Genomic DNA, 26,501 nt, shown 5'->3' with positions numbered 1-26,501 from the left:
ACAGTCAGTTGTTACATGTAGAAAGAAAATGTTATGTCGGAACGTAAAATATCGAAAAAATCCTTAGAAAATTTAAAAATATCAAATCAGGAATCAAATCGAATTACCAAAGAATCATTGGAGATTTCTTTATTGCAATTATTGGAAAAGAAAGAGTTGACCAAAATTACTATTTCTGAATTAGTAGAGAGGGCAGGCGTTTCACGTGCAGCTTTTTATCGAAATTATGATTCAAAAGAAGAGATTTTACAAGAAATTTTTCAACGAACAGTGCAAAAGATTACCGATAAATTGGAACAATTTAATATGAGAACAGAACTTTATCAAGTATGGTTGTTTTTGTTTAAAGAAGTCAAAAAAGAAGCTCGAATTGTTAGTCTAGCGATAGATTACAATTTAGAAAAACTGTTGACAAGTGCTGTGTTTGATATGTTAGAGCAACAAAATTATTCCAGAAAAGAGGCTTCAACGTACATGAATTCTTTTTGGAGTTCGGCAGTGGTTTCTGTTTTGATTAAATGGATTAAAGACGGTATGAGGGTTCCGGCAGAGAAGATTGCATCGCTCGGACTTCCGCTTTTTCCACATCGAAAGAATGGTAAATTGAGTGATGAATAAGACAATGAGGTGTAATATGGTTACAAAAAGATTGGCTTGGGATGAATATTTTGCAGCGCAAGCTCTCTTGATTGCTAATCGTTCAACCTGCAAGCGAGCAAGTGTAGGAGCGGTTATTGTAAAGGATAACAAAGTTATTTCAACAGGATATAATGGTTCTGTTTCAGGAACGGAGCACTGTATTGATCATGAATGTTTGATGGTTGATGGGCATTGTGTGAGAACCTTACATGCAGAAGTGAATGCGATTTTACAAGGTGCAGAGCGTGGAATCCCAAAAGGTTTTACTGTTTATGTCACTCATTTCCCTTGTCTTAATTGTACAAAACAACTCTTGCAGGTAGGCTGCAAACGAGTGGTTTATATCAACCAATACCGTATGGATGACTACGCTCGTTATTTATATAAAGAAAAGAAAGTTGAGTTGGTGCATTTGTCCATTGAAAAAGTAAAGGAAGCAATCTCAGAAACTGATTTAATATAATTCCTAGAGTGTAGTATTTAATTCTCTATAATAAAAGGAAAGAAAGTATGACAGAAGAACAACTTCAAAAAGCTTGGCAAGCATTATTCGATGGGCAGTATCAGCTTGCAAAGCAATTAGTATCTCAAATAGACCAAGACAATTATAGTACACTGAATTTAAAAGCATATATTGCTTTAGAAGAAAAAGATTTTGCGTTAGCCCGTCAATTCTTAAAAGACTATTATGCTCAAGCTGTGTCTGAAAAGAACCTAGAAGAACAGCACATAGGCTTACATCAACTAGCTATGGTCGAACGAGAAGAAGAACATTTTCAGAAGGCCTATGATTTAATAATGGTAGAAGCGGAAATTATTACAGATCATTTCCCTGATGATCTACTAAAGAAATCAGTCAATTTGTACGAACAAGGATATTTACAGTTCAAACTTGGAAATATTTGTCTTGCAGAAAAACTTTTACAGGCAACACTAAATTTAGCATTGCAGACGGATGATTTAATCAATCATGCTTGCGCTTATCGCGCCTTGGCCGAGGTAATGTTAGCAAAGAAAGATATAAACATGGCTAAGTCTTATGTTCAACAAGCATTAACATGTTTTGAAGAAGCGGGTGATAGGGTTGGAGCGACAGATTTAAAAGATTTGATGGCACAGATAGAGTAGCAAAATAAAAATTTTATAATGTTTGCGAGATAAGATATTCTAATGTAAAAGTTAGAGTATTTTTCTTTAGAACCGCCTATTGAACAGCAACTCCTGTTGTACAAGTAGAGTCCTCTCGACTGCACAACACAAAAAAACTTCAAAACCAGACTTCTAAGCAAGTGAAGTCGAATAGAATTGAACCAAAAGAACTTGCTAGAAATGGTTAGCACAGAGGCTTTCTTCATTGGTTTACTTGGTTTCGTTGTTGAAATTTTAGAATTGTCTCGTTTTAAAAAAATTCACAAAGCATAAATAAAAATGAAAGAATGTTGCTTCTTCCATTTTTATTTTGACATCATACACTTTTTACATTAGCATAAAGTGTTGTTAGCAAATCTACAAAAATCTAATGTAGTAGGGCTGGACTCCTATGTGAATCGTTTTATTTGTTTTTAGGTTGTTGTTTTGTGATATTTAATCCGAAAGGAATGAGGTTTTCTTGTTTTATCCGAATACGCCGAATATTATCTTTGTGTCTAATGATAATGATGAGCGCTAGTACAAGCACGATCATGGTAAAGAGCGTGTCATAATGTGGTAACAGAAAGCTGAAGAGTGGAAAAATGGTAACTCCAACAATAGCTGAAATAGCAGCCGTCACACTAGAAAAAGAAATCATACTGGTCAGATACAAGCAGCTGAAGAAAATGACTGCTAAATAAGTGAAAAAGGTTGGTGAGAAGCCAAGAATAACACCTGCGCTGGTTGCAACGGCTTTGCCACCTTTAAATTCTGCGAAAATAGGGAAAGTATGCCCAAGTACGGCTAACAGGCCAAAAATAAGTGGAGAAATTCCATTTATATGAAGAAAAAGAGGGAGTAGAGTCGCAAATGTCCCTTTAAAAAAATCAAAAGCAAAGGTGATAATTCCTGCTTTTTTTCCAAGTACACGAAAGGTATTGGTTGTCCCTGTATTTCCACTTCCATATTCACGGAGATTTTTTTTGTAAAATACTTGTCCAATCCAAAGTCCGGCAGGGATTGAACCAATCAAATAAGCTACTATCAATGTAAAAACAATCTTCATCATGTTTTTATTATACCATGAATTTTAATTTTGATTGGGGAATGGTGAAGAATATTTTACAAAATTTGTCTAGGCTGAAAAATTGCTGATTTTCATACGATAATTTCTAAAAATCTTTGCAAAATTCACTAAAAACTTGTAAGATAGAAAGGATGAATGATTCAGGAGGTTCCTTGTGGTAAAAAAGGAAATCAATATTAACAATTATAATGACGATGCCATTCAAGTATTAGAAGGATTGGATGCAGTTCGTAAGCGTCCGGGCATGTATATCGGGTCAACGGATGCTACTGGGCTTCACCATTTAGTTTGGGAAATTGTTGACAATGCCGTTGATGAAGCTCTGTCTGGATTTGGTGATAAGATTGATGTAACAATTAACAAAGACGGAAGTTTAACTGTCAGTGATCACGGTCGAGGAATGCCAGTTGGTATGCACGCTATGGGAATTCCGACAGTGGAAGTTATCTTTACAGTGCTCCATGCTGGGGGCAAGTTCGGTCAGGGTGGTTACAAGACGTCCGGAGGACTCCATGGGGTCGGCTCATCTGTTGTCAATGCGCTGTCTAGTTGGTTAGAAGTTGAAATCACACGTGACGGTACAATTTATAAACAACGTTTTGAAAATGGTGGAAAGCCGGTAACGACTTTAAAGAAAATTGGTCAAGCACCTAAATCAAAAACAGGCACCAAAGTGACCTTTATGCCAGACGACACAATTTTCTCAACGACAGATTTTAAATACAATACTATTTCAGAACGGCTCAATGAATCAGCCTTTCTATTGAAAAATGTTCATCTTTCTCTGACAGACGAGCGAACAGGTGAAACGGTTGATTTTCATTATGAAAATGGAGTACAAGATTTTGTTGCCTATCTAAACGAAGATAAGGAAACATTGACACCAGTTCTGTATTTCGAAGGGGAAGACGCCGGTTTTCAAGTGGAGGTTGCTCTCCAATATAACGACGGTTATTCAGATAATATCCTTTCTTTTGTTAATAACGTCCGTACTAAGGATGGTGGAACACATGAGACGGGACTTAAGTCCGCCATTACCAAGGTCATGAATGAATATGCGAGAAAGACTGGATTGCTGAAAGAAAAGGATAAAAATCTGGAAGGCTCTGACTATCGTGAGGGTCTAGCAGCTGTCCTTTCGATCTTAGTGCCGGAAGAGCATTTGCAGTTTGAGGGACAGACTAAGGACAAGTTAGGAAGTCCACTGGCTCGACCTGCAGTGGATTCGGTTGTATCAGATAAGTTGACCTTCTTCTTGATGGAAAATGGTGAATTGGCTTCTAATTTGATCCGCAAAGCAATCAAAGCTCGTGATGCGAGAGAAGCTGCTCGTAAAGCTCGTGATGAAAGCAGAAATGGCAAGAAAAGCAAGAAAGATAAGGGATTACTTTCTGGCAAATTGACCCCAGCTCAGTCTAAAAATCCAGCAAAGAATGAGCTCTATTTGGTCGAAGGAGATTCTGCAGGCGGATCTGCCAAGCAGGGCCGTGACCGCAAGTTTCAGGCAATTCTGCCTCTGCGCGGCAAGGTCATCAATACCGCAAAAGCTAAAATGGCAGATATTCTCAAAAACGAAGAAATTAACACCATGATTTACACTATTGGTGCGGGTGTTGGATCAGAATTTACGCTCGAGGATGCAAACTATGACAAGATTATCATCATGACTGATGCGGATACGGATGGTGCTCATATCCAGACGCTCTTGCTGACCTTCTTTTACCGCTATATGCGTCCACTGGTTGAAGCAGGTCATGTCTATATCGCTCTGCCACCGCTTTATAAGATGTCTAAAGGCAAAGGCAAAAATGAAGTTGTCGAATATGCTTGGACAGACGGTGAGTTAGAAGATTTGCGTAAGAAATTTGGCAAAGGCGCCATGCTGCAGCGCTACAAAGGGCTTGGAGAAATGAATGCTGATCAGCTCTGGGAAACCACGATGAATCCTGAAAACAGAACCCTCATTCGCGTCACCATTGACGACTTAGCCCGTGCTGAGCGCCGCGTCAATGTCCTCATGGGAGACAAAGTCCCACCTCGCCGTAAATGGATTGAAGATAATGTCAAGTTTACGCTGGAGGAGAGTGGGGAGATGGTATTTTGAGACAACCTCCCAGTTATTGTCACATCTTAACAAGTAAATTCAATACTTTTATTAAATATTCTGATAGATGGTTTGCACAAGTGAAGCTTTATCAAAGATGTGTAGATATCTTTTATTGTTGTGAGGGTTGTATTTGTACAAGATTGATGTTTTTTAGTGAAAGGTAGGTCTTTCGATGAGAACAGAAACTGAAATGTTAGATTTAATTTTGCAAACCGCAGAAGCTCTACAGGTCGACGCTGTCGCCATGTCTGGCTCACGGACAAATCCAAATGCCCCTAAGGACGAGTTTCAAGACTATGATGTGGTCTACATTGTGGATAATGATAATTTAGATGATCTTGTGACTGACCTTGTTTGGTTGGACCAATTTGACAAACGCACTATCGAGCAGCATAACGTACTTGATCATCGTCGCCTCTATCTCATGCTCTTTGAAGATGGCAATCGGATAGATTTGACCCTCTGTCCCAAGGAGCACATAAAAGAATGGGTGAATAGTGAAGCGGATTTTACGGTGATACATGACCCGCAGGGACTCTTTCAGCCTTATGTACCGACACCCAAGCGCTATTGGACGGCTCCAGCTAGTGCGACTGACTTTGATAAGTCCTGCAATGAATTTTGGTGGGTGTCAGCCTATGTGGTCAAGGGTATTCATCGAAACCACCTTGTCTATGCGACGGATCATCTGTATGGAATCTGCCAGCAAGAATTGCTCAAGCTTTTAGCTTGGCAGGTAGCAGCAGATAAGGGGACGCTTGATATTGGCAAGAACTACAAGTACCTCTTCCGGTATTTGCCAGCTGAGAAAGAGAAAGAATTTACAGCCTTGCTTGACTTTTCTGGACAAGAAAATCTCACCAAATCTCTCTTGGCTACATTGAACTTCTTCCACAAAGAAGCACAAAGCTTCTCGCTTAAAACTGGCTTCCCTTATGACAAAGAAACCGCAGAGAAAATGATTCAGTATGCTGAAGAGAGGCTTAGTTTCTAAAAAACTTAGCTTTTACAGTTTAGATTTACTGGTCTACCAGGCTACCACAGACAATTATTATCAAAAAACCTTCTTTGAAAGGAATTGAACACGCCCTAAATGCTGTGTGGAAACTCCTTATTACTAATTAATTTTAAACTACAGAAAGGATAGTTTAGCTACTTATTAGTAACTGAACACGGGATTAATTTCCGTAAAATATCTTTTATTTTATAAAAAACTACTCTACATTCTTTGAAAGGAGTTGAACACGCCCTAAATACTGTGTGAAAAAGATAAATTCTCTTGTGAGCATCGCTCACTGCAATAATTTCCTATTTTCACTTTGTATTTTACGGGCTCTGTATCCTATATGAGTAACATTCAAAACATGTCCCTTGAGGACATCATGGGAGAGCGCTTTGGTCGCTACTCCAAATACATCATTCAAGAGCGAGCTTTACCGGATATTCGTGATGGCTTGAAACCTGTGCAGCGCCGTATTCTCTATTCAATGAATAAGGACGGCAACACCTTTGATAAGGGCTACCGCAAGTCAGCCAAGTCGGTCGGGAACATCATGGGGAATTTCCATCCACACGGTGATAGCTCGATCTACGATGCTATGGTCCGCATGTCTCAGGATTGGAAAAATCGTGAGATTCTTGTCGAAATGCATGGAAATAATGGTTCTATGGATGGGGATCCGCCAGCGGCTATGCGTTATACTGAGGCGCGCTTGGCTGAGATTGCTGGCTATCTTCTGCAAGATATCGAGAAGGATACCGTACCTTTTGCTTGGAATTTTGACGATACGGAGAAAGAACCAACTGTATTGCCTGCTGCTTTTCCAAATCTTTTGGTTAATGGTGCGACGGGAATTTCTGCTGGTTATGCGACAGACATTCCGCCTCACAATCTGGCTGAAGTCATCGATGCAGTGGTCTACATGATTGATCATCCCAAAGCCAAGGTGGACAAACTCATGGAGTTTCTGCCGGGTCCGGACTTCCCGACAGGAGCCATCGTCCAAGGCCGAGACGAAATAAAAAAAGCCTACGAGACTGGTAAAGGTCGAGTTGTGGTGCGCTCAAGAACTGAGATTGAAAAGCTTAAAGGTGGCAAAGAGCAAATTGTTGTTACCGAGATTCCTTATGAGATTAATAAGGCGGTCTTGGTCAAGAAGATTGACGATGTGCGGGTCAATAACAAGGTGGCCGGCATTGCTGAGGTACGGGACGAGTCCGACCGAGACGGTCTTCGCATTGCTATCGAGCTTAAGAAAGATGCTAATACTGAGCTGATTCTCAACTATCTTTTCAAGTACACTGATTTGCAAGTTAATTACAATTTCAACATGGTAGCTATCGACAATTTTACGCCTCGTTTGGTGGGGCTTGTACCAATCTTGACCAGTTACATTGCCCACCGCAAGGATATTATTCTAGCTCGTAGCCGTTTTGACAAGGCCAAGGCTGAGAAGCGACTCCATATTGTGGAAGGGCTAATTCGAGTTATTTCGATTTTAGATGAAGTGATTGCGCTCATTCGTGCTTCAGAAAATAAAGCAGATGCCAAGGAAAACCTCAAAGTCAGCTATGATTTTACCGAAGAGCAAGCAGAAGCCATTGTCACGCTTCAACTTTATCGTTTGACCAATACGGACGTAGTAGTTCTGGAGGAGGAAGAAGCAGATCTGCGCGAGAAAATTGCAATGCTGGCTGCCATTATAGGCGATGAGCAAACGATGTACAATTTGATGAAACGTGAACTTCGTGAAGTCAAAAAGAAATTTGGTAATCCTCGTCTTAGTGAATTGCAAGATACGGCAAATGCCATTGAGATTGATACAGCAAGTCTGATTGTGGAAGAAGAAACATTTGTTAGTGTCACTCGTAGTGGTTACCTTAAACGCACTAGTCCGCGCTCTTTCAATTCATCAACGCTTAATGAGGTCGGTAAGCGGGATGATGACCATCTTATTTTTGTCCATTTAGCAAAGACTACTCAACATCTTTTGATTTTTACCAATCTTGGCAATGTCATCTATCGGCCGGTTCATGAATTGGCAGATATTCGCTGGAAAGAAATCGGAGAACATATCAGTCAGACTATTACCAATTTTGAGACGAACGAAGAAGTCATTTATGCAGAAGTGGTTGATGATTTTGACGAAGAAACTTATTTTGCAGTAACAAAACTAGGACAAATCAAGCGCGTGGAGCGAAAAGAATTTAGCCCTTGGCGAACCTATAAATCCAAGTCGGTCAAGTTTGCCAAATTAAAAAATGAGGATGATCTAATTATCGGCATTTCTCCAATTAAGCTAGATGATGTCATGCTAGTGACGAAGAATGGCTATGCCTTGCGATTTAATGTTGCAGAGGTACCGGTTGTGGGTGCCAAAGCAGCAGGTGTTAAGGCTATTAACCTTAAAAAGGACGATGTACTAGTGTCAGCCTTTATCGCCAACACTGCCTCGTTTTATCTCTTAACCCAGCGCGGTTCCCTCAAACGAATGGCAATTACAGGCATTCCTGTTACTAGCCGAGCAAATCGAGGGCTTCAAGTATTGAGAGAGCTCAAGACTAAACCGCATCGTATTTTTGCAGCTGGGCCTGTTTTTGGAGAACAATCTGTAGAACTCGATCTCTTTAGTTCAGAAACTCCAACAGTAGAAGAAGAGCAAATTTTGTCCATAGTTTCTAACAAAGGAACTACTTACGAAGTGAACCTAGCTGATCTTAGCTTGTCTGAAAGAACTAGTAATGGTAGCTTCATCTCAGATACGATTTCTGATGAAGAAGTGTTTTCTGCAAATCTTAAATAATTGAAAATCAGCTTCAAGAGCTGATTTTTTTGCGGTGTTCATATAAACTGAAATTAAAAAATTTTCAGAATTTTACAAAAAACTATTGAAAATATCTAAAATTAGTGTAAAATAAAAAACATAAATTCAAAAAGGAGAATGTTATGTCAGTAAATCTTGATTGGGAAAATCTTGGTTTTTCCTATATGAAATTGCCGTATCGCTATCTTGCCTATTATAAAAATGGGCAGTGGGAAAAAAGGGGATTGACTGAAGAAGCAACCTTACATATGTCCGAATCATCTCCTTGCCTTCATTATGGACAACAAGCCTTTGAAGGAATGAAAGCCTATCGTACAAAAGATGGTAGTGTGCAGTTGTTTCGCCCAGATCAAAATGCAAAACGCCTACAACGTACATCAGATCGCCTTTTAATGCCACAAGTTCCGACAGATATGTTTGTAGATGCTGTGAAACAAGTGGTTCGTGCCAATGAAGATTATGTTCCGCCGTATGGAACAGGAGGAACCCTTTATATTCGTCCATTATTGTTGGGGGTTGGCGACATCATTGGTGTTAAACCAGCAGATGAATACATTTTTACAGTGTTTGCAATGCCTGTAGGAAATTACTTTAAAGGTGGCTTGACTCCAACAAACTTTATTGTTTCTGATAAGTATGATCGTGCAGCCCCTTATGGTACAGGGGCAGCTAAAGTCGGTGGAAACTATGCAGCAAGCTTACTTCCAGGACAAATGGCGCACGAAAATAAATTCTCAGATGTTATTTATTTAGATCCAGCTACTCATACGAAGATAGAAGAAGTAGGTTCTGCAAATTTCTTCGGGATTACCAAAGATAATGAATTTGTGACACCGTATAGTCCATCCATCCTGCCTTCTATCACAAAATATTCTCTCCTATACTTAGCAGAACATCGTTTAGGTTTGAAAGCGATCGAAGGAGATGTTCCGATTGATAATTTAGATCGTTTTGCTGAAGCAGGGGCTTGCGGTACAGCAGCAGTTATATCTCCAATTGGTGGTATTCAGCATGGCGAGGATTTTCATGTCTTTTATAGCGAGACCGAGGTAGGCCCGATCACTCGAAAACTTTATGATGAACTAACTGGTATTCAATTTGGCGATGTTGAAGCACCAGAAGGATGGGTTGTAAAAGTTTAAAAATTTTTGGAACTGTCTCTTCATTGAGATAGTTTTTATTTTCACGTATTGCTTGCTAGTTTTCTTATTTTTTTGTAAAATAGAGATTTGAAAGAGGTATTTGATGAGTAAAAAAGATAAAAAGATTGAAATCCAATTAGCAGATAGCCAAGTAAAAGTAGGAAATGAACAATATGAAGGTTATATTTTGTCAATTGGTAAAAAGGTCATTGGGCAAATTGCTGAGTTTGATGGACAATTTGCTATCATAAAAAATGAAAATGTTGATAGTTTTTATAAAAAACTTGAAAATGCAGTGGAAAAATTGGTTGAAACATATAATTTGAGTAAATAAATGCTTGTATTTTCTTTTCATCAATGGTATAATGAATACTGTTGATTGTGCAGGAGAGGTAGCGAAGAGGCTAAACGCGGCGGACTGTAAATCCGCTCCTTCGGGTTCGGGGGTTCGAATCCCTCCCTCTCCATGAGCGTACTTAGTCTTTAAAAAGTATGTCTACATTCTTTTTTGGGGTATAGCCAAGCGGTAAGGCAAGGGACTTTGACTCCCTCATGCGTTGGTTCGAATCCAGCTACCCCAGTTCTTAGGTAATATATCAGATAAATGGTAAAATATCTTAGGGTATTTTATTTCTTTATAGGGTGAGAAACGTTAAAGATAGTTCAATGTCATTGCGGTGCTTAGGAAAAATATTATAAGTATGTCAAGCTAGAAAAGCTTGATTGTTGGAGGATTTTTTAGATGAATGAATTTGAAGATTTGCTAAATAGTGTTAGCCAAGTTGAGCCAGGTGATGTCGTTACTGCTGAAGTATTGACTGTTGATGCAAGCCAAGCTAATGTTGCAATCGCTGGAACTGGTGTTGAAGGTGTGTTAACCCTTCGCGAATTGACAAACGATCGTGATGCTGACATTAACGACCTAGTAAAACCAGGTGAAACACTTGAATTGCTTGTTCTTCGTCAAGTAGTTGGTAAAGATACTGATACAGTTACTTACCTTGTATCTAAAAAACGTTTAGAAGCTCGCAAAGCATGGGACAAGTTAGTCGGACGTGAAGAAGAAGTTGTCACTGTAAAAGGAACTCGTGCAGTTAAGGGTGGACTTTCAGTAGAGTTTGAAGGACTTCGTGGTTTTATTCCAGCTTCAATGTTAGATACTCGTTTTGTTCGTAATACGGAACGTTTTGTTGGTCAAGAATTTGAAGCAAAAATTAAAGAAGTAGATCCAAAAGAAAACCGTTTCATCCTTTCACGTCGTGAAGTAGTGGAAGAAAAAGCGGCAGCAGCACGTGCCGAAGTATTTAGCAAATTAGCTGTTGGTGATATCGTAACTGGTAAAGTTGCACGTATTACAAGTTTTGGTGCTTTTATCGACCTTGGTGGTGTTGACGGTCTTGTTCACTTGACGGAATTATCACATGAACGCAACGTTTCACCTAAATCAGTTGTGTCAGTTGGTGATGAAATCGAAGTAAAAGTGCTTGATTTAAATGAAGAGGAAGGTCGTGTATCACTTTCTCTTAAAGCTACAACCCCTGGGCCATGGGATGGTGTTGAACAAAAACTTGCTGCCGGTGATGTTATCGAAGGTACGGTTAAACGTTTAACAGATTTTGGTGCATTTGTTGAAGTGTTGCCAGGCATTGATGGACTGGTTCATATCTCCCAAATTTCACATAAACGTGTTGAAAATCCAAAAGATGTGCTTAAAGTCGGTCAAGAGGTAACTGTCAAAGTTCTTGATGTTAATGCTGATGCAGAACGTGTATCACTTTCTATCAAAGCTCTTGAAGAACGTCCAGTTCAAGAAGATGAACAAAAAGAAAAACGTCAATCACGTCCTCGTCGTCCAAAACGTCAAGAAAAACGTGACTTTGAACTCCCAGAAACTCAAACTGGATTCTCAATGGCTGACTTGTTTGGCGATATTGAATTATAATAAAATAAAAGGATTGGAATCTATCATTTCAATCTTTTTTTACTTGTTATTTTCATAAATTTTTTGTATAATAGAATGGTTGCCACCCTTAGTGTAATGGATATCACGTAAGATTCCGGTTCTTGAGATGGGAGTTCGATTCTCTCAGGGTGGATTGTTTGTTAACTATTTAAAAATTCTTGTCTAAAACAAGAATTTTGTTTTTTATAAAGGAGAAGGGGATTTCGAATGCCTGTAAAATTGATTGCTCATGCTTTAATTGAAAAGGACGGAAGCTATTTGCTCATTAAACGAAGTGAGGTAAAACGTGGTTTACCAAATATGTACCCAGAATATTGGGACATTCCAGAAGGAGGTGTGGAAGAAAATGAATTACCACGAGACGGAGCTATGCGTGAAGTGATGGAAGAAGTTAACCAAAAGGTACAATTAAGTTTGATTCTTCATGAAGATAGCTGCTACGATAAGGCAAAGGGTGTCGTTTTTACGCGTTTAGTTTATCAAGCAGAATTACTTGAACATAGAAAAATTCAACTTGATGCAGAAGAACATACAGCATTTCGCTGGATTCGGACTCTATCAGATATGAAAGGCGAAAAAGTCGTTCCTTATTTAAAGGATATATTGGAATAAATTGATAAAATGTAAATTGGGGAAGAGAAATAAGTACTATAAAATTGATTTGTATAGCATCATAACTTTTATAGTACTTATTTTTTAGATACAAAAAAACTCCTTGATTTACCAAGGAGTGAGATAAAATCTCATTAGTTTTTAGCTGCTGAGGCAAATTCTTCTTTAGAGAAAGCATCGTTAATGATGTCTTTTAATTGTTTAGCAGAAGCTTGCATTTTTTGTTTTTCAGCATCATTCAATGGGATGTTGACTGGACGGACAATACCATGTGCGCCAACAATAGCTGGTTGACCAATATAGCAATCAGTAACACCAGGATATTGACCTTCTTGGAAGACCGAAAGTGGAAGAACTGAATTTTCATCATTAAGGATAGCTTTTGTAATACGAGCTAAAGCAACTGCGATACCATAGAAAGTTGCACCTTTTTTATTGATAATTGAATATGCAGCGTCACGAACGCCTTCAAATAAGTCAACCAATTCAGCAGCATTGAAGTTTTCTACATCTTGAAGATAGTTTTCAAGGTTAACACCTGCAACGTTAGCATGTGACCAAACAGCGAATTCTGAGTCACCATGTTCACCCATAATGTAAGCATGGACAGAACGAGCATCTACATCTAATTTTTCAGCAAGTGCTTGACGGAAACGTGCTGAGTCAAGAGAAGTACCTGAACCAATAACACGTTCTTTAGGGAAACCAGAGAATTTCCATGTTGAGTAAGTCAAGATGTCAACTGGGTTAGCAGCTACAAGGAAAATACCATTAAATCCTGACTCAACAATCTTGGTAACAACATCTTTGTTGATGCGAAGGTTTTTCTCAACCAATTGAAGACGAGTTTCACCTGGTTTTTGGGGTGCACCAGCAGTCAAAACGACAAGATCTGCATCGTGCGCATCAGCATATTCTGCTGAATAGATTTTCTTAGGTGAAGTGAAGGCAAGGGCGTGGCTAAGGTCTTCAGCATCCCCTTCAGTCTTTTCCTTGAAAATATCAACGATACCAAGTTCTTGAGCGATACCTTGGTTGACAAGAGCAAATGCGTAAGAAGAACCTACAGCACCGTCACCAACAAGGATGACTTTTTTATGTTGTTTAGTAAGAGTCATTTTGCTAAACATCTCCTTTAATTTATTGGGGAACATGTCCCTTTACAACTTCATTCTATCACTTTTGTAGTAATTTGTCACGGATATAATACATATTATCTTATGTAAACGTTTTTATATTCAAGGGTGTTTACTGAAAAAAATCCGAATTTATGTTATAATGATAAGGTCATATAAATTGAAGAGAGGCATTTTTTAATGCAGGATAATAATTTAGTCAATGTGAACTTAACGAGCGAAATGAAGACGAGTTTTATCGATTACGCCATGAGTGTCATTGTGGCTCGTGCCCTTCCTGATGTTCGAGATGGTTTAAAGCCTGTCCATCGAAGAATATTGTATGGAATGAATGAACTAGGTGTAACCCCTGATAAACCACATAAGAAATCTGCTCGTATCACGGGTGATGTTATGGGGAAATATCACCCACATGGAGATTCCTCTATTTATGAAGCTATGGTGCGGATGGCACAATGGTGGTCTTATCGTCACATGTTAGTAGATGGTCACGGGAACTTTGGTTCTATGGATGGGGACGGCCCTGCCGCGCAACGGTACACAGAAGCTCGTATGAGTAAAATTTCCCTTGAAATGTTGCGCGACATTAATAAAAATACAGTTGATTTTGCAGATAACTATGATAGTAGTGAGCGTGAACCATTAGTCTTACCGTCGCGTTTTCCTAATTTGCTGGTCAATGGAGCAACTGGTATTGCTGTGGGGATGGCTACCAATATTCCTCCTCACAATCTTGGTGAAACTATTGATGCCGTTAAATTGATCATGGACAATCCAGATGTAACAACGCGCGATCTTATGGAAGTATTACCTGGACCAGATTTTCCAACAGGTGCTTTAGTAATGGGAAGGTCAGGTATTCATCGTGCTTATGAAACTGGTAAGGGGTCCATTGTTTTACGTGCTCGAACAGAAATCGAAGAAACTAAATCTGGACGTGAACGAATTGTTATCACTGAATTTCCGTATATGGTCAACAAGACAAAAGTTCATGAACATATTGTCCGGCTGGTTCAAGAAAAACGGATCGATGGAATTACGGCAGTCCGTGATGAATCTAATCGAGAAGGAGTGCGCTTCATCATTGAAGTAAAGCGTGATGCAAGTGCGCATGTGATCTTGAACAACTTGTTCAAATTAACGCAAATGCAAACAAATTTCAGTTTCAATATGTTAGCAATTCAAAACGGAGTGCCTAAAATTTTGTCTCTTCGTGAAATTTTACTAGCTTATATTGAACATCAAAAAGAAGTGGTAACACGTCGGACGGTTTTTGATAAGGAAAAGGCCGAAGCTCGTGCTCATATTTTAGCAGGTTTGTTAATTGCGCTTGATCATATTGATGAAGTCATTCGCATTATTCGAAATAGTGAAACCGATGCTGAAGCACAAGCGGAATTAATGTCACGTTATGAGTTATCTGAACGTCAAAGTCAAGCAATTCTGGATATGCGTCTTCGTCGTTTGACAGGATTGGAGCGCGATAAGATCCAGTCTGAATATGATGACTTAATGAAATTAATTGCAGATTTGATGGATATTTTGGCAAAACCGGAACGAGTAGCTACCATTATCAAGGAAGAATTAGAAGAGATTAAACGTAAGTTCTCTGATGAACGCCGCACGGAATTAATGGTTGGTGAAGTATTATCTCTAGAAGACGAAGATCTCATCGAAGAAACTAATGTTTTAATCACTCTTTCCAATAAAGGTTATATTAAACGGCTGAATCAGGATGAATTTACTGCACAAAGACGTGGGGGCCGTGGTATTCAAGGAACAGGTGTGAAAGATGATGATTTTGTTCGTGAATTAGTCTCTACCAGCACACACGATCGCTTACTCTTCTTTACCAATAAAGGGCGTGTTTATCGTTTGAAAGGTTATGAAATTCCTGAATATGGTCGTACAGCTAAAGGATTGCCAATTGTCAACTTATTGAAATTGGACGAAGGTGAAACGATTCAGACAATCATCAATGTTCAAGCTGAACACGATACTCATTCTTACCTTTTCTTCACTACACGCCATGGTGTGGTAAAACGAACTAGCGTAACGGAATTTGCTAATATTCGTCAAAATGGGTTAAAAGCTCTGAATTTAAAAGAAGAAGATGAGTTGATTAACGTCTTTTTGACAAATGGACAAGCGGATATCATTATCGGAACAAAAATGGGCTACGCTGTACGTTTTAACGAAAACCAAGTTCGGAATATGGGACGTAGTGCGACTGGTGTGAGAGGAGTAAATTTGCGTACGGATGACCATGTTGTAGGCGCTAGTGTCATTTCAGATAATCAAGAAGTATTAGTTATTACTGAAAAAGGTTATGGTAAGCGAACTTTAGCCAGTGAGTATGCTACGAAAGGTCGTGGCGGAAAAGGAATGAAAACAGCTAATATTACTGAGAAAAATGGTCCATTAGCAGGCTTGATGGCCGTGAATGGTGATGAAGATTTGATGATTATCACGAATACAGGGGTCATCATTCGAACGAATGTTGCTAATATTTCTCAGACAGGCCGTGCGACTTTAGGTGTTAAAGTAATGCGGCTCGATAAAGGAGCACAGATTGTTACCTTTACAAGCGTTACAGCGGATAATGAAAAAGAAGAGGATGAAGATTAAACTGGATAAAAGGAAATATTATGTCATCAAGAAGAAAAAAGCGTAATAAAAGAAAAAATATTCTAATTAACATCATTGCGACATTGTTAATTATTGTTGCACTTGCACTTATTTTTAACTCTTCTATTCGTAATATGATTATGGTTTGGCATACCAATAGGTATCAAGTTAGCAATGTTTCAAAAGATAAGATTAATAAAAACAAAAAAGCCAAAACTAGCTTTAATTTTGACAAAGTAAAATCATTATCAACAGAAGATGTGATTAATGCTCAATGGCGAGCTCAGCAATTACCAGTTATTGGAGGAATTGCTATCCCAGAACTTTCAATGAATCTACCAATCTTTAAAGGCTTGGATAATGTAGGGCTTTATTATGGTGCAGGTACTATGAAAGAAACGCAACAAATGGGAAAAGGGAATTATGCCTTGGCTAGTCATCATGTATTTGGGATTACAGGTGCAAGTAATATGCTATTTTCTCCTTTAGATCGTGCCAAAAGTGGAATGAAAATTTACCTGACAGATAAAGAAAAAATTTATACCTACTCTATTACATCAGTTGAGAATGTGGCCCCTGATAGAGTAGATGTGATCAATGACCGCGAAGGTGTGAATGAAGTGACCTTAGTAACATGTGAAGACGCAGCAGCAACATCCCGCACGATTGTCAAAGGAACACTAGATGGAGAAACGCCTTATAAGGGGGCGCCAAAAGAAATTTTAAAGGCATTTGGCAAAACATATAATCAAATGCAATTATAATATAAAATGAGCTAATGAAAAATTAGCTCATTTTATATTGAAAAGTATAGTAGTGATAACTAAATCATAAATAAGTCATTAAGATTTTCAGCTAAAGTTGGATGAGTAAAAATTTGTTTTGTGAAATAAGTATATGGAATCTTATTGTCCATAGCTACAGTTATTATGTTGATAATTTCTTGAGCGCCTTGCGAGAAGATAGTCGCACCAAGGATTTCCTTTGTTTCTATATTGACAACAGCTTTAAATGCTCCTCTGAGATCAGCGTTAACATGTCCGCGCGGCATAGCTGAAACTGGAATTTCTTTGCTTGCATAAGGCAACCCTTGTTCCTTCGCTTGCGCTTCAGTTAGGCCAATTTGAGCTAGCGAAGGGGTGATAAACATACTAGTCGGTACATTTTTACGATCGTCAAGTGTATAAGAACCATCGCCTGTCAGATAATTGTAGACAATACGAAAATCGTCTAATGAGACATAGGTAAATTGTAATCCACCATTGACATCTCCAACAGCAAAGACGCCAGGAACATTGGTTTGACAATGTTTATCAACTTGGATAGCCCCACGATCTGTTACTTGAATGTCTGTATTTTCTAGCTTTAATGGTTCAATATTTGGCTTGCGACCAGTAGCATAAAGCAAAGCATCGAAGTGAAAAGTTCTATTTTTAGTAACAACAATCACCTCGTCACCATCATTTTTGACTTCTTGAGTAAAGATATTTTGAAAAATTTCGATACCATCTTCTTCCATATATGTTTTAGCTATAGTCGCAATAGAGGGTTCTACACGTGGTAGAAAGGTATCGGCAGCATCTAGAACAGTTACCTTGCTCCCTAATGTATTGAAAAGACCGGCAAATTCAAGACCGATATTCCCGCCGCCAAGAATTCCAAGACGTTTAGGTAGTCTATCAAGGTTTTGAATACCTGTAGAGTCATAAATATTTTTTGTTGTAGTAAGTCCTGGAATTGGTAAAGCGTTAGAGATAGCACCTGTATTGATGACAATATTTTCAGCTGTTAATTCTTGTCTTTCGTCACCTGCTACAATTTCAACGACTTTGTTCGATAAAAAATGAGCTTCTGCATCAATAATATCGACTCCAGCATCACTAATAGTTGTATAATTTTTTTTATTCAGTCGATTGGTAACTGCATTTTTTTCATCGATTACTTCTTCAAAAGGTAATCCTTTTTCTGCAGCTACTAGTAATGTTTTGGTTGGGATACAAGCAATATTGATACAAGTTCCGCCGTACATAGATTTATTACGTTCAATTAAAGCAACTTTTTTTCCTTGCGTTGCCATTTTTGCTGCTAATGTTTTTCCAGCTTTACCAAAACCAATAACAATCAAATCGTATATTAACATGATTTTTTCCTCCATTTTTATAAGCATTGTAACACATCTATTTAAAAAATGCCTGTATTTTGCTTTGTAAAATTGAACCAGCTGATACAGATGGCAATAAACTATTAGATTTTTATAGCAAAAAAAGAGCCTGGAGTATACAAATATTCCAAACTCATACAATAAATTATGTTTTCAACGAATATAGCCTTTTTGAGAGCAGGCTTTTGACCTTAGCTAATTAGAATTCTTGCTACTAAACGTTTATTTCTTCTCAAGTAGCGCTTTAATTTCTTGAAGGACTTCTAATTCAGTTGGACCTGCTGGTTCTTCAACAGTATCGTCCTTTTTAGTAAGGCTTTGTGCTTTTTCAGCAGACTTGACGATGAAGAAGAGAACAGTTCCGATGACGAGGAAGTTGATAACAGCACTTAAGAAGCTGCCATACGCAATTCCATTCCATTTTAAACCAGCAATTTGATTTACGCCAGCAGCTTTTAACGCTGGATTGAGAAAGAGTGGTGTGATAACATCACCAATCAACGATTTAACAATCGCTCCAAAAGCATTGGCAATAATGACACCGACTGCTAAATCAATTACATTACCGCGAAGTAAAAATTCTTTAAGATCCTTTAACATTTTCTTTTTCCTTTCAAAATACAATACTAAGTTACATTATATCTTAAATAGACAAAAAGTTCAATAAAATATCTAAAAAATATAGTGAATATTTTACTTTTTGGTAAATTTATTATAAAATGTAAGTTGTTATTCTATGATAAGTTGGGGGTATTGTCTATTGATTGATAAAGAAATCATTTCTGATATTAAAAATAGTGTCAATATCGTCGAGATTGTAGGAGAAGTCGTTGCTCTAACAAAGGCTGGAAGGAACTATTTGGGACTTTGCCCCTTTCATGGTGAAAAAACTCCGTCATTCAATGTAGTAGAAGAGAAGCAATTTTATCATTGTTTTGGTTGTGGAAAATCTGGTGATGTCTTTAAATTTATTGAAGATTATCGTGGTGTTCCTTTTATGGATGCTGTCCAAATCATTGCTGATCGTGCAGGGATTCCATTAGAAGTAGAAAATGGTAGAAAAGAACAGACAAACCAAACACACCCTTATCAAGCACTTTATGATATTCATGCAGAAGCTGCAAAGTTTTACCATGCAGTGTTGATGACTACGAAAATAGGTGAGAAAGCGCGTTCTTATCTTTATGAACGTGGCTTGACAGATGAGGTAATCAAACATTTTCAAATTGGCTTATCTCCGAATGAAAGCAACTATCTTTATAAAAGTGTTAGCGAGAAGTTTGATGAACAAGTCATTATGAATTCAGGCCTATTCAATTTAGCTGATAATAGTCTAATTTATGACGCCTTTCAAAATCGGATTATGTTTCCATTGACAAATGATAAAGGACAAGTCATTGCTTTTTCGGGTCGCATTTGGCAAGTTAGTGAGAGAGATCAAAAAGTTGCTAAATATAAAAATAGTCGTAGTACTCCAATTTTCAATAAGAGCTATGAGTTGTATCATTTAGACAAGGCAAAAGCAACTATCAAAAAACACCATGAAGTTTATTTAATGGAAGGTTTTATGGATGTCATTGCAGCCTATCGTGCAGGGATTGAAAATGCTGTAGCGTCTATGGGGACGGCTTTGACACATGAACATGTAGAGCAACTCCGTAGGTTTACAAAGAAAGTTATTCTAACGTACGATGGTGATAAAGCCGGACAAGCGGCTACGGCAAAAGCATTGGATGAATTACACGATTTATCAGTTCAAATTGTCAAAATTCCTGATGGTATGGATCCAGATGAATTTATTGAAAAAAATTCCCCTGAGGATTTGCAGATTTTATTAACTAAAACGCGAATTAGCGATATAGAATTTCTTTTGAACTATCTGAAGCCGGATAATATTGAAAATTTACAAGCCCAAATTGAATTTGTTGAGCGAATGTCTCCGCTGATTGCACAGGTACAATCTATTACTGCACAGAATTCATATATTTATATGTTGGCTGAATTGTTACCTAATTTTGATTACCAACAAGTGGAGCAAGCTGTTAATAATCATCGTTTAGTGAATCGAAGAGAGCAGAAACAGCAAGCCCAACATCAGGTGATAAACCCTGATATTCCCATAACGCAGCGAGTATCACGGCTAATTAAGGCAGAGAGTCATCTCTTGCAACGAATGGTTGATAATCCTATGATTTTAAATGATTATCGCTTGCGAAAAGATTTTCGTTTCACAACAGCCGAGCTGCAGATTTTGTATGAGATTTTAAAGGCAAATGGCGAGGTCTCGCCACAAGATTTATCTGAGCAAAATGATTCGGTACAAGAGGCGTGGTATCGGGTTTTAAATGAAAATCTACCCGAAGAAGTGTCTGATCAGGAGTTGGCTGAAGTGGAGCAAACACGAGACAAAGAATTGCTTCGTAAAGAAAATCAATTAATTGGTAAAAAAGTTCGTGAAGCATCTCATGAGGGTGATGCAGATACGGCATTAGAAGAGTTAGAGCGATTTATCGCTCAAAAAAGGAGAATGGAGTAGGGATGGCTACAAAACAAAAAGAAGTAACAACTTTTGATGTTCAAGTTGCAGAATTTATTCGCAACCATAAAAAAACTGGTACAGCAACCGATGATGAAATCAATGATCAGCTAGTCATTCCATTTACTTTAAATGCTGATGGTATTGAGGATCTTCTTCAACGGATTCAAGATGCAGGGATTGCTATTACAGATAAAGAAGGAAATCCAAGTGAACGAGTTTTAAATACAGAGGAAGAAGAAGTTGAATTAACAGATGAGGAATTACTTGGCAGTAATTCTGCTAAAGTGAATGATCCTGTCCGTATGTATTTAAAAGAAATTGGCGTTGTTCCACTATTGACCAATGAAGAAGAGCAAGAATTAGCTGTTCTTGTGGAGCAAGGCGATTTGGAAGCAAAACAGCGTTTAGCGGAAGCTAATTTGCGATTGGTTGTTTCCATTGCAAAACGCTATGTTGGGCGCGGTATGCAGTTTCTTGACTTGATCCAAGAAGGAAACATGGGATTGATGAAAGCTGTTGATAAATTTGACTATACCAAAGGTTTTAAATTTTCAACCTATGCTACTTGGTGGATTCGTCAAGCGATTACTCGTGCAATTGCCGATCAAGCTCGTACAATTCGAATTCCGGTTCATATGGTCGAAACAATCAATAAATTAGTACGGGAGCAACGCAATCTTTTGCAGGAATTGGGGCAAGATCCCACACCGGAGCAAATTGCTGAACGCATGGATATGACACCGGATAAAGTCCGCGAAATCTTGAAAATTGCACAGGAACCAGTATCTCTTGAAACGCCTATTGGAGAAGAAGATGACAGTCATTTAGGTGATTTTATCGAAGACGAGGTCATTGAAAACCCAGTTGATTATACAACACGTATCGTCCTGCGTGAGCAATTAGATGAGGTTCTCGATACATTAACAGACCGTGAAGAAAATGTATTGCGTTTGCGTTTCGGTTTAGATGATGGAAAGATGCGTACACTCGAAGATGTTGGAAAAGTCTTTAACGTAACTCGTGAACGAATTCGACAAATCGAGGCAAAAGCTCTGCGTAAATTACGTCATCCGAGTCGTAGCAAACCGTTGCGTGATTTTATTGAGGATTAATAGAAATAGGAGGCACCATGACATACACAAATGAACAAATTGAAGATATTAAAAATCGTATCTTAGAAAGTTTAGAACAAGTCATTGACCCTGAATTAGGAATTGATATTGTAAATCTTGGCTTGGTTTATGAAATTCATTTCAATGACGAAAATGGTGAGACGCAGATTGATATGACATTAACCACCATGGGTTGTCCGTTGGCAGACTTATTAACTGATCAGATTCATGATGCGATGTCAGATGTACCTGAAGTGAGCAAAGTGGAAGTGAGATTAGTATGGTATCCAGCATGGACAGTTGATAAAATGAGTCGTTATGCGCGTATTGCTTTAGGAATTAAATAAGATAAAGAGCAGCATGATTGTGCTGTTTTTTATTTTGCTAAAACATTCAGAATTTATAAAATATTTTAACTTTATCCTCTATATTACTTGAAGTATTGTTAGAATCTGTTATAATGATTAAACGTACTTAATTTAAAAAGGGAGAGCAATATGTTAAAAAAAGGAGCGCTAACAGGATTACTCTTGTTTGGAATATTTTTCGGCGCAGGTAATTTAATTTTTCCGCCGACTTTAGGAGCCATGTCAGGTAAGAATTTTTGGCCAGCAATTTCTGGATTTGTACTTTCGGGAGTTGGAATTGCCATTTTGACATTGATTATTGGTGCATTAAATCCAAAAGGTTATGTTTATGAGATTTCTAAAAAGATTTCTCCGTGGTTTGCAACGAGTTACTTAGTGGCTCTTTATTTGGCAATTGGTCCTTTTTTTGCCATACCACGGACAGCGACTACCTCCTATGAAGTTGGAATTGCACCATTGCTTCCGAGTAATATGACTGGTTTGGGACTCATTATTTTTACAGTTTTATATTTTGTATCTGCTTATCTGATTTCATTAAATCCTTCTAAAATTTTGGATCGGATTGGTCGCATTTTGACCCCCGTCTTTGCCATCTTGATTATCATTCTAATCATTCTAGGAGTCATTAAATATGGGGCTACCGTACCACAAACAGCTAGTACAGAATACGCAAAGGCAGCTTTTGGAGCCGGCTTTCTTGAAGGGTATAATACGCTTGACGCACTTGCTTCTGTTGCCTTTAGTGTTATTGCTGTCCAAACATTGAACCAACTTGGTTTTGCCAATAAAAAAGAATATATTTCAACTATTTGGATTGTTGGAGTGGTGGTGGCACTTGGGTTTAGTGCGTTATATATTGGATTGGCTTTCTTAGGGAATCATTTCCCAATTCCTGCTGATGTAATGGCGTCTGATGCCAATAAAGGGGTTTATGTCTTGTCCCGAGCTACACAGGCTATTTTTGGACCAACAGCGCAAATCTTCCTTGCTGTAATGGTGATAGTGACTTGTTTTACCACAACGGTTGGTTTGATTGTCTCAACATCTGAATTTTTCAACAAAACGTTTCCTGCGATTGCTTATAAAACTTATGCGACAGTCTTTACATTGATTGGATTTGCAATTGCAAATCTTGGATTGGAAACAATTATTCAGTATTCTGTGCCAGTTTTACAAATTCTCTATCCAATTACCATTGCAATCGTAATGATTGTGATAGTCAATAAATTTGTTGCCTTATCTAAAATAGGAATGCAATTGACAGTAGCCGTTGTGACAGCTATTGCCTTTACAAGTATTATTGGACAACAATTTAAATTAACTGCTCTTATAAGTATAATCAACATCCTACCACTTGCCCAAGCATCTATTCCTTGGCTAATACCAACAGTTATTGGAATTATAGTCTCTTTGTTTTTACCGAACAAGCAAAAAAGCGATACTTTTGAAATGGAATAATCTCAAGAAGTCTATCACGAAAGTGGTAGATTTTTTTATGACCATATTAAATTCAAGTTTTTTCAAATCGTCACCTCTATTTTTTTTTGCTCATCAAATATATACTAGCTATATAAAGAAAATTAGTAAGGAGAAAAGGTATGGCATCAACCGTATTTTCAATTTCTGTATTTTTGGCCGGTATCTTATCTTTCTTCTCGCCGTGTATTTTACCTCTCTTACCGGTGTATGTTGGAATTTTGTTAGATACAGATGAGCCGAGGACAGTGACTGTTTTGGGAAAGAAAATCTCTTGGTATGGCATTGTAAAAACACTATTTTTCATTGCTGGTTTATCAGTTGTATTTCTAATTCTTGGATATGGAGCAGGATTTTTAGGAAAAATCTTGAACGCTGATTGGTTTCGTTATGTACTGGGGGCTATTGTCATTCTACTTGGTATTCATCAAATGGAGTTGATAAATTTCAAGGTATTACAACGACAAAAAAGTCTCCAATTAAAGCAAAATAAGAATAGGAATGATTTTTACAATGCTTTCTTATTAGGTGTAACTTTTAGTTTTGGTTGGACACCTTGTGTTGGCCCGGTCCTTAGTTCAGTATTAGCTATTGCTGCTTCTGGTGGAAATGGAGCTTGGCAAGGTGGATTGCTCATGTTGGTTTATACCCTAGGATTAGCTATCCCATTTCTTATTTTAGCTTTTGCTTCTTCAATTGTATTACGCCATTTTGGGAAAATTAAACCTTATATGAGCACATTGAAGAAGATTGGAGGGGCTCTCATTATTTTAATGGGAATCTTACTCATGCTAGGAAATTTCAACGTTCTGGCTTCAATATTTGGTGGATAAAAAAGGAGGAAATCCCATGAAAAAATCAATGTTAGTTGTTACGAGTTTGTTATGTGCTACTTTTTTAGGTGCATGTGCAAATCAAAAAACAAATTCTTCAGCAAATGATACAAATAAAACTGAACAAGGACAAGTAACTAACAAGAACAATGAGGTTACTGCTACAAAAGCAAATCAAGGAGAAGCTGTTCCTGATTTTAATCTAAAAGGAGTCGATGGCAAGACTTATAAACTATCAGATTTTAAAGGAAAGAAAGTTTATTTGAAATTCTGGGCATCATGGTGCTCAATCTGTCTATCCACGCTGAAACACACGGATGAATTGGCGAAAGAAAATGGCAAAGACTACGTTATTTTATCAGTCGTTTCTCCAGGTCATAAGGGTGAAAAATCAGAAACAGATTTCAAAAAGTGGTATTCAAAACTAGATTATAAAAACTTACCTGTTTTGATTGATTCAAGTGGAAAATTACTAGAGCAATATGGAGTTCGCTCTTATCCAACAGCCGCATTTATTGATAGTAATGGAAAATTAGTTAAAACTCGTCCAGGTTTTATCAAAAAATCTGAAATTGAATCAACTCTGAAAAGTATCAAATAGGAGGTAATGACGATGGATCACAAAATGAAATTGCTTTTACTCTTCGGATCCATTTTACTTATCCTTGGTACAATTGTTTTGGGGGGACGTTTTATGACAACGAAGTCATCTATTAATCAAATTAAAGAAGCATCTGTTAGCCAAACGACACCCGTCAACAACAAGAAACCTGATTTGAAAAATGCTAATTTAAAACATATTTATCTTGCAGGTGGCTGTTTCTGGGGGGTAGAAGAATATTTTTCTCGTGTTAATGGTGTAATAGATGCAGTCTCTGGCTATGCGAACGGAAATAGCGAGACAACGAACTATGAACTAATCTCACAAACTAAACATGCTGAAACGGTTCATGTGACTTATGATGCCAATAAAATTTCTTTAAGAGAGATTTTGCTACATTATTTTAGAATTATTGACCCAACTAGCAAAAATAAACAAGGAAATGATCGTGGTCCTCAATACCGCACAGGTGTCTATTATCAAGACCAAGCCGATATCACGACTATCAACCAAGTTTTTGAAGAACAAAGCAAAAAATTTAAAACAGCTTTGGCAGTTAAAAAAGAGCCGCTCAAACATTTTATCAAGGCTGAAGAGTACCATCAAGATTATTTGAAGAAAAATCCAAATGGATATTGCCATATAAATGTAAAACAGGCAACTTATCCAGTGATTGACGCAGCTAAATACAAAAAACCATCAGATGACGAAATTAAGAAAAAATTGACAGAGGAAGAATATGCGGTAACTCAAAAAGATGAGACCGAACGTGCTTTTTCAAATCGTTATTGGGATAAGTTTGATGCAGGAATTTATGTCGATGTTGTAACAGGTGAGCCACTATTTTCATCAAAGGATAAATTTGAATCAGGTTGTGGTTGGCCAAGTTTTACGCGTCCGATTAGCCCGGATGTCGCAAACTATAAAGAAGACCATAGCTTTAATATGACTCGGACAGAAGTACGAAGTCGAGTCGGTAATTCCCATCTGGGGCATGTTTTTACAGATGGTCCTAAAGATAAAGGTGGACTTCGTTATTGTATTAATAGCTTGTCTATCAAGTTTATTCCTAAAGACCAAATGGAAAGCAAAGGTTATGGATATTTATTGAACTATGTCTAACAGCATTTTAAGAAAAAATT

At 37.8% G+C, this 26,501-nt stretch carries 22 protein-coding genes, 3 tRNA genes and 1 pseudogene; 22 read left to right on the top strand and 4 right to left on the bottom strand.

The features are described 5' to 3' along the window. The first annotated feature begins 33 nt into the window (after window positions 1-33). Genes HMPREF1654_RS06440 through HMPREF1654_RS06430 form a run of 3 tightly spaced genes read left to right on the top strand, consistent with a single transcriptional unit; the run spans window position 34 to window position 1,767 of the window. Complete coding sequence (locus HMPREF1654_RS06440) at window positions 34-618, top strand: TetR/AcrR family transcriptional regulator (protein ID WP_003072790.1); 585 nt, start codon at window positions 34-36, stop codon at window positions 616-618. Between the two features lie 16 nt (window positions 619-634). Continuing rightward, window positions 635-1,102, top strand: coding sequence for a deoxycytidylate deaminase (locus HMPREF1654_RS06435; RefSeq protein ID WP_003072787.1), 468 nt, complete (start codon window positions 635-637; stop codon window positions 1,100-1,102). Window positions 1,103-1,149: 47 nt separating this feature from the next. Further along, on the top strand, window positions 1,150-1,767 hold the full coding sequence (locus HMPREF1654_RS06430; RefSeq protein WP_003076915.1) for a hypothetical protein: 618 nt from the start codon (window positions 1,150-1,152) through the stop codon (window positions 1,765-1,767). Between the two features lie 424 nt (window positions 1,768-2,191). Here HMPREF1654_RS06430 and plsY read toward each other — a convergent pair whose 3' ends face one another. Then, on the bottom strand, window positions 2,192-2,839 hold the full coding sequence (gene plsY, locus HMPREF1654_RS06425; protein ID WP_003076487.1) for a glycerol-3-phosphate 1-O-acyltransferase PlsY: 648 nt from the start codon (window positions 2,837-2,839) through the stop codon (window positions 2,192-2,194). A 172-nt stretch (window positions 2,840-3,011) separates the two neighbouring features. Here plsY and parE point away from each other — a divergent pair, with 172 nt between their 5' ends. The 10 genes and pseudogenes from parE to HMPREF1654_RS06375 all read left to right on the top strand — a co-directional run bounded on the left by parE (window position 3,012) and on the right by HMPREF1654_RS06375 (window position 12,505). Continuing rightward, window positions 3,012-4,961, top strand: coding sequence for a DNA topoisomerase IV subunit B (gene parE / locus HMPREF1654_RS06420; protein WP_003076982.1), 1,950 nt, complete (start codon window positions 3,012-3,014; stop codon window positions 4,959-4,961). A gap of 175 nt (window positions 4,962-5,136) precedes the next feature. Continuing rightward, window positions 5,137-5,958 (top strand): aminoglycoside 6-adenylyltransferase, encoded by an 822-nt coding sequence (locus HMPREF1654_RS06415; RefSeq protein ID WP_003076238.1) that lies wholly within the window; start codon window positions 5,137-5,139, stop codon window positions 5,956-5,958. A 352-nt stretch (window positions 5,959-6,310) separates the two neighbouring features. After that, complete coding sequence (parC, locus tag HMPREF1654_RS06410) at window positions 6,311-8,767, top strand: DNA topoisomerase IV subunit A (protein WP_037589431.1); 2,457 nt, start codon at window positions 6,311-6,313, stop codon at window positions 8,765-8,767. 131 nt (window positions 8,768-8,898) lie between these two features. Continuing rightward, window positions 8,899-9,930 (top strand): annotated as a pseudogene (locus HMPREF1654_RS06405) (branched-chain amino acid aminotransferase); the annotation flags it as partial. 103 nt (window positions 9,931-10,033) lie between these two features. Next, on the top strand, window positions 10,034-10,264 hold the full coding sequence (locus tag HMPREF1654_RS06400; protein WP_003076889.1) for a DUF2969 domain-containing protein: 231 nt from the start codon (window positions 10,034-10,036) through the stop codon (window positions 10,262-10,264). 52 nt (window positions 10,265-10,316) lie between these two features. After that, window positions 10,317-10,397: transfer RNA gene (locus tag HMPREF1654_RS06395), tRNA-Tyr, on the top strand. A 42-nt stretch (window positions 10,398-10,439) separates the two neighbouring features. After that, window positions 10,440-10,511 (top strand) — tRNA-Gln (locus HMPREF1654_RS06390). Between the two features lie 161 nt (window positions 10,512-10,672). Beyond that, complete coding sequence (rpsA, locus tag HMPREF1654_RS06385) at window positions 10,673-11,872, top strand: 30S ribosomal protein S1 (protein ID WP_003072767.1); 1,200 nt, start codon at window positions 10,673-10,675, stop codon at window positions 11,870-11,872. Between the two features lie 82 nt (window positions 11,873-11,954). Beyond that, window positions 11,955-12,026, top strand: a tRNA-Arg gene (locus HMPREF1654_RS06380). Window positions 12,027-12,100: 74 nt separating this feature from the next. Next, window positions 12,101-12,505, top strand: coding sequence for an NUDIX hydrolase (locus HMPREF1654_RS06375; RefSeq protein ID WP_003076414.1), 405 nt, complete (start codon window positions 12,101-12,103; stop codon window positions 12,503-12,505). A gap of 134 nt (window positions 12,506-12,639) precedes the next feature. On the opposite strand, the gene HMPREF1654_RS06370 is transcribed toward HMPREF1654_RS06375, so the two are convergent. Further along, a complete protein-coding gene (locus tag HMPREF1654_RS06370) occupies window positions 12,640-13,623 on the bottom strand; it encodes an L-lactate dehydrogenase (protein WP_003072763.1) in 984 nt (327 codons plus the stop codon). 198 nt (window positions 13,624-13,821) lie between these two features. Between HMPREF1654_RS06370 and gyrA the strand changes: the two genes are divergently transcribed. Together gyrA and HMPREF1654_RS06360 are read left to right on the top strand one after the other, a co-directional pair. Continuing rightward, window positions 13,822-16,269, top strand: a complete 2,448-nt coding sequence (gyrA, locus tag HMPREF1654_RS06365; RefSeq protein ID WP_003076822.1) for a DNA gyrase subunit A — start codon at window positions 13,822-13,824, stop codon at window positions 16,267-16,269. A 20-nt stretch (window positions 16,270-16,289) separates the two neighbouring features. Then, a complete protein-coding gene (locus HMPREF1654_RS06360; RefSeq protein ID WP_003076729.1) occupies window positions 16,290-17,033 on the top strand; it encodes a class A sortase in 744 nt (247 codons plus the stop codon). 59 nt (window positions 17,034-17,092) lie between these two features. Here HMPREF1654_RS06360 and HMPREF1654_RS06355 read toward each other — a convergent pair whose 3' ends face one another. Further along, entirely contained in the window at window positions 17,093-18,409 is a 1,317-nt protein-coding gene (locus HMPREF1654_RS06355) for an FAD-containing oxidoreductase (RefSeq protein WP_003076505.1), read from the bottom strand. 243 nt (window positions 18,410-18,652) lie between these two features. After that, complete coding sequence (gene mscL, locus HMPREF1654_RS06350) at window positions 18,653-19,030, bottom strand: large conductance mechanosensitive channel protein MscL (protein WP_003077044.1); 378 nt, start codon at window positions 19,028-19,030, stop codon at window positions 18,653-18,655. Between the two features lie 160 nt (window positions 19,031-19,190). Here mscL and dnaG point away from each other — a divergent pair, with 160 nt between their 5' ends. From dnaG to msrB, 7 genes are all read left to right on the top strand, one after another. After that, window positions 19,191-20,966 carry a DNA primase gene (gene dnaG, locus HMPREF1654_RS06345; RefSeq protein ID WP_003076824.1) on the top strand — a complete coding sequence of 592 codons (1,776 nt, stop codon included), beginning with the start codon at window positions 19,191-19,193 and terminating at the stop codon, window positions 20,964-20,966. A gap of 2 nt (window positions 20,967-20,968) precedes the next feature. Next, window positions 20,969-22,081: an RNA polymerase sigma factor RpoD gene (gene rpoD, locus HMPREF1654_RS06340; protein WP_003072747.1), complete on the top strand. Its 1,113-nt coding sequence runs from the start codon at window positions 20,969-20,971 to the stop codon at window positions 22,079-22,081. A 17-nt stretch (window positions 22,082-22,098) separates the two neighbouring features. Beyond that, on the top strand, window positions 22,099-22,428 hold the full coding sequence (locus HMPREF1654_RS06335) for a metal-sulfur cluster assembly factor (RefSeq protein WP_003072745.1): 330 nt from the start codon (window positions 22,099-22,101) through the stop codon (window positions 22,426-22,428). A 150-nt stretch (window positions 22,429-22,578) separates the two neighbouring features. Beyond that, window positions 22,579-23,907, top strand: a complete 1,329-nt coding sequence (gene brnQ / locus HMPREF1654_RS06330; protein WP_003076420.1) for a branched-chain amino acid transport system II carrier protein — start codon at window positions 22,579-22,581, stop codon at window positions 23,905-23,907. Between the two features lie 140 nt (window positions 23,908-24,047). Then, entirely contained in the window at window positions 24,048-24,758 is a 711-nt protein-coding gene (gene ccdA2, locus HMPREF1654_RS06325) for a thiol-disulfide oxidoreductase-associated membrane protein CcdA2 (protein ID WP_003069152.1), read from the top strand. Window positions 24,759-24,774: 16 nt separating this feature from the next. Beyond that, window positions 24,775-25,359: a redoxin family protein gene (locus HMPREF1654_RS06320; protein WP_003072742.1), complete on the top strand. Its 585-nt coding sequence runs from the start codon at window positions 24,775-24,777 to the stop codon at window positions 25,357-25,359. Between the two features lie 12 nt (window positions 25,360-25,371). After that, a complete protein-coding gene (gene msrB / locus HMPREF1654_RS06315; RefSeq protein ID WP_003076846.1) occupies window positions 25,372-26,481 on the top strand; it encodes a peptide-methionine (R)-S-oxide reductase MsrB in 1,110 nt (369 codons plus the stop codon). The last annotated feature ends 20 nt before the right edge of the window (window positions 26,482-26,501 follow it).

Origin of the sequence: Streptococcus intermedius SK54 = ATCC 27335, from assembly GCF_000413475.1 — a bacterium.
Taxonomy (GTDB): domain Bacteria; phylum Bacillota; class Bacilli; order Lactobacillales; family Streptococcaceae; genus Streptococcus; species Streptococcus intermedius.
Note: the sequence above shows the minus strand (reverse complement) of the source record. Positions and strands in the feature narration are given on the sequence as shown.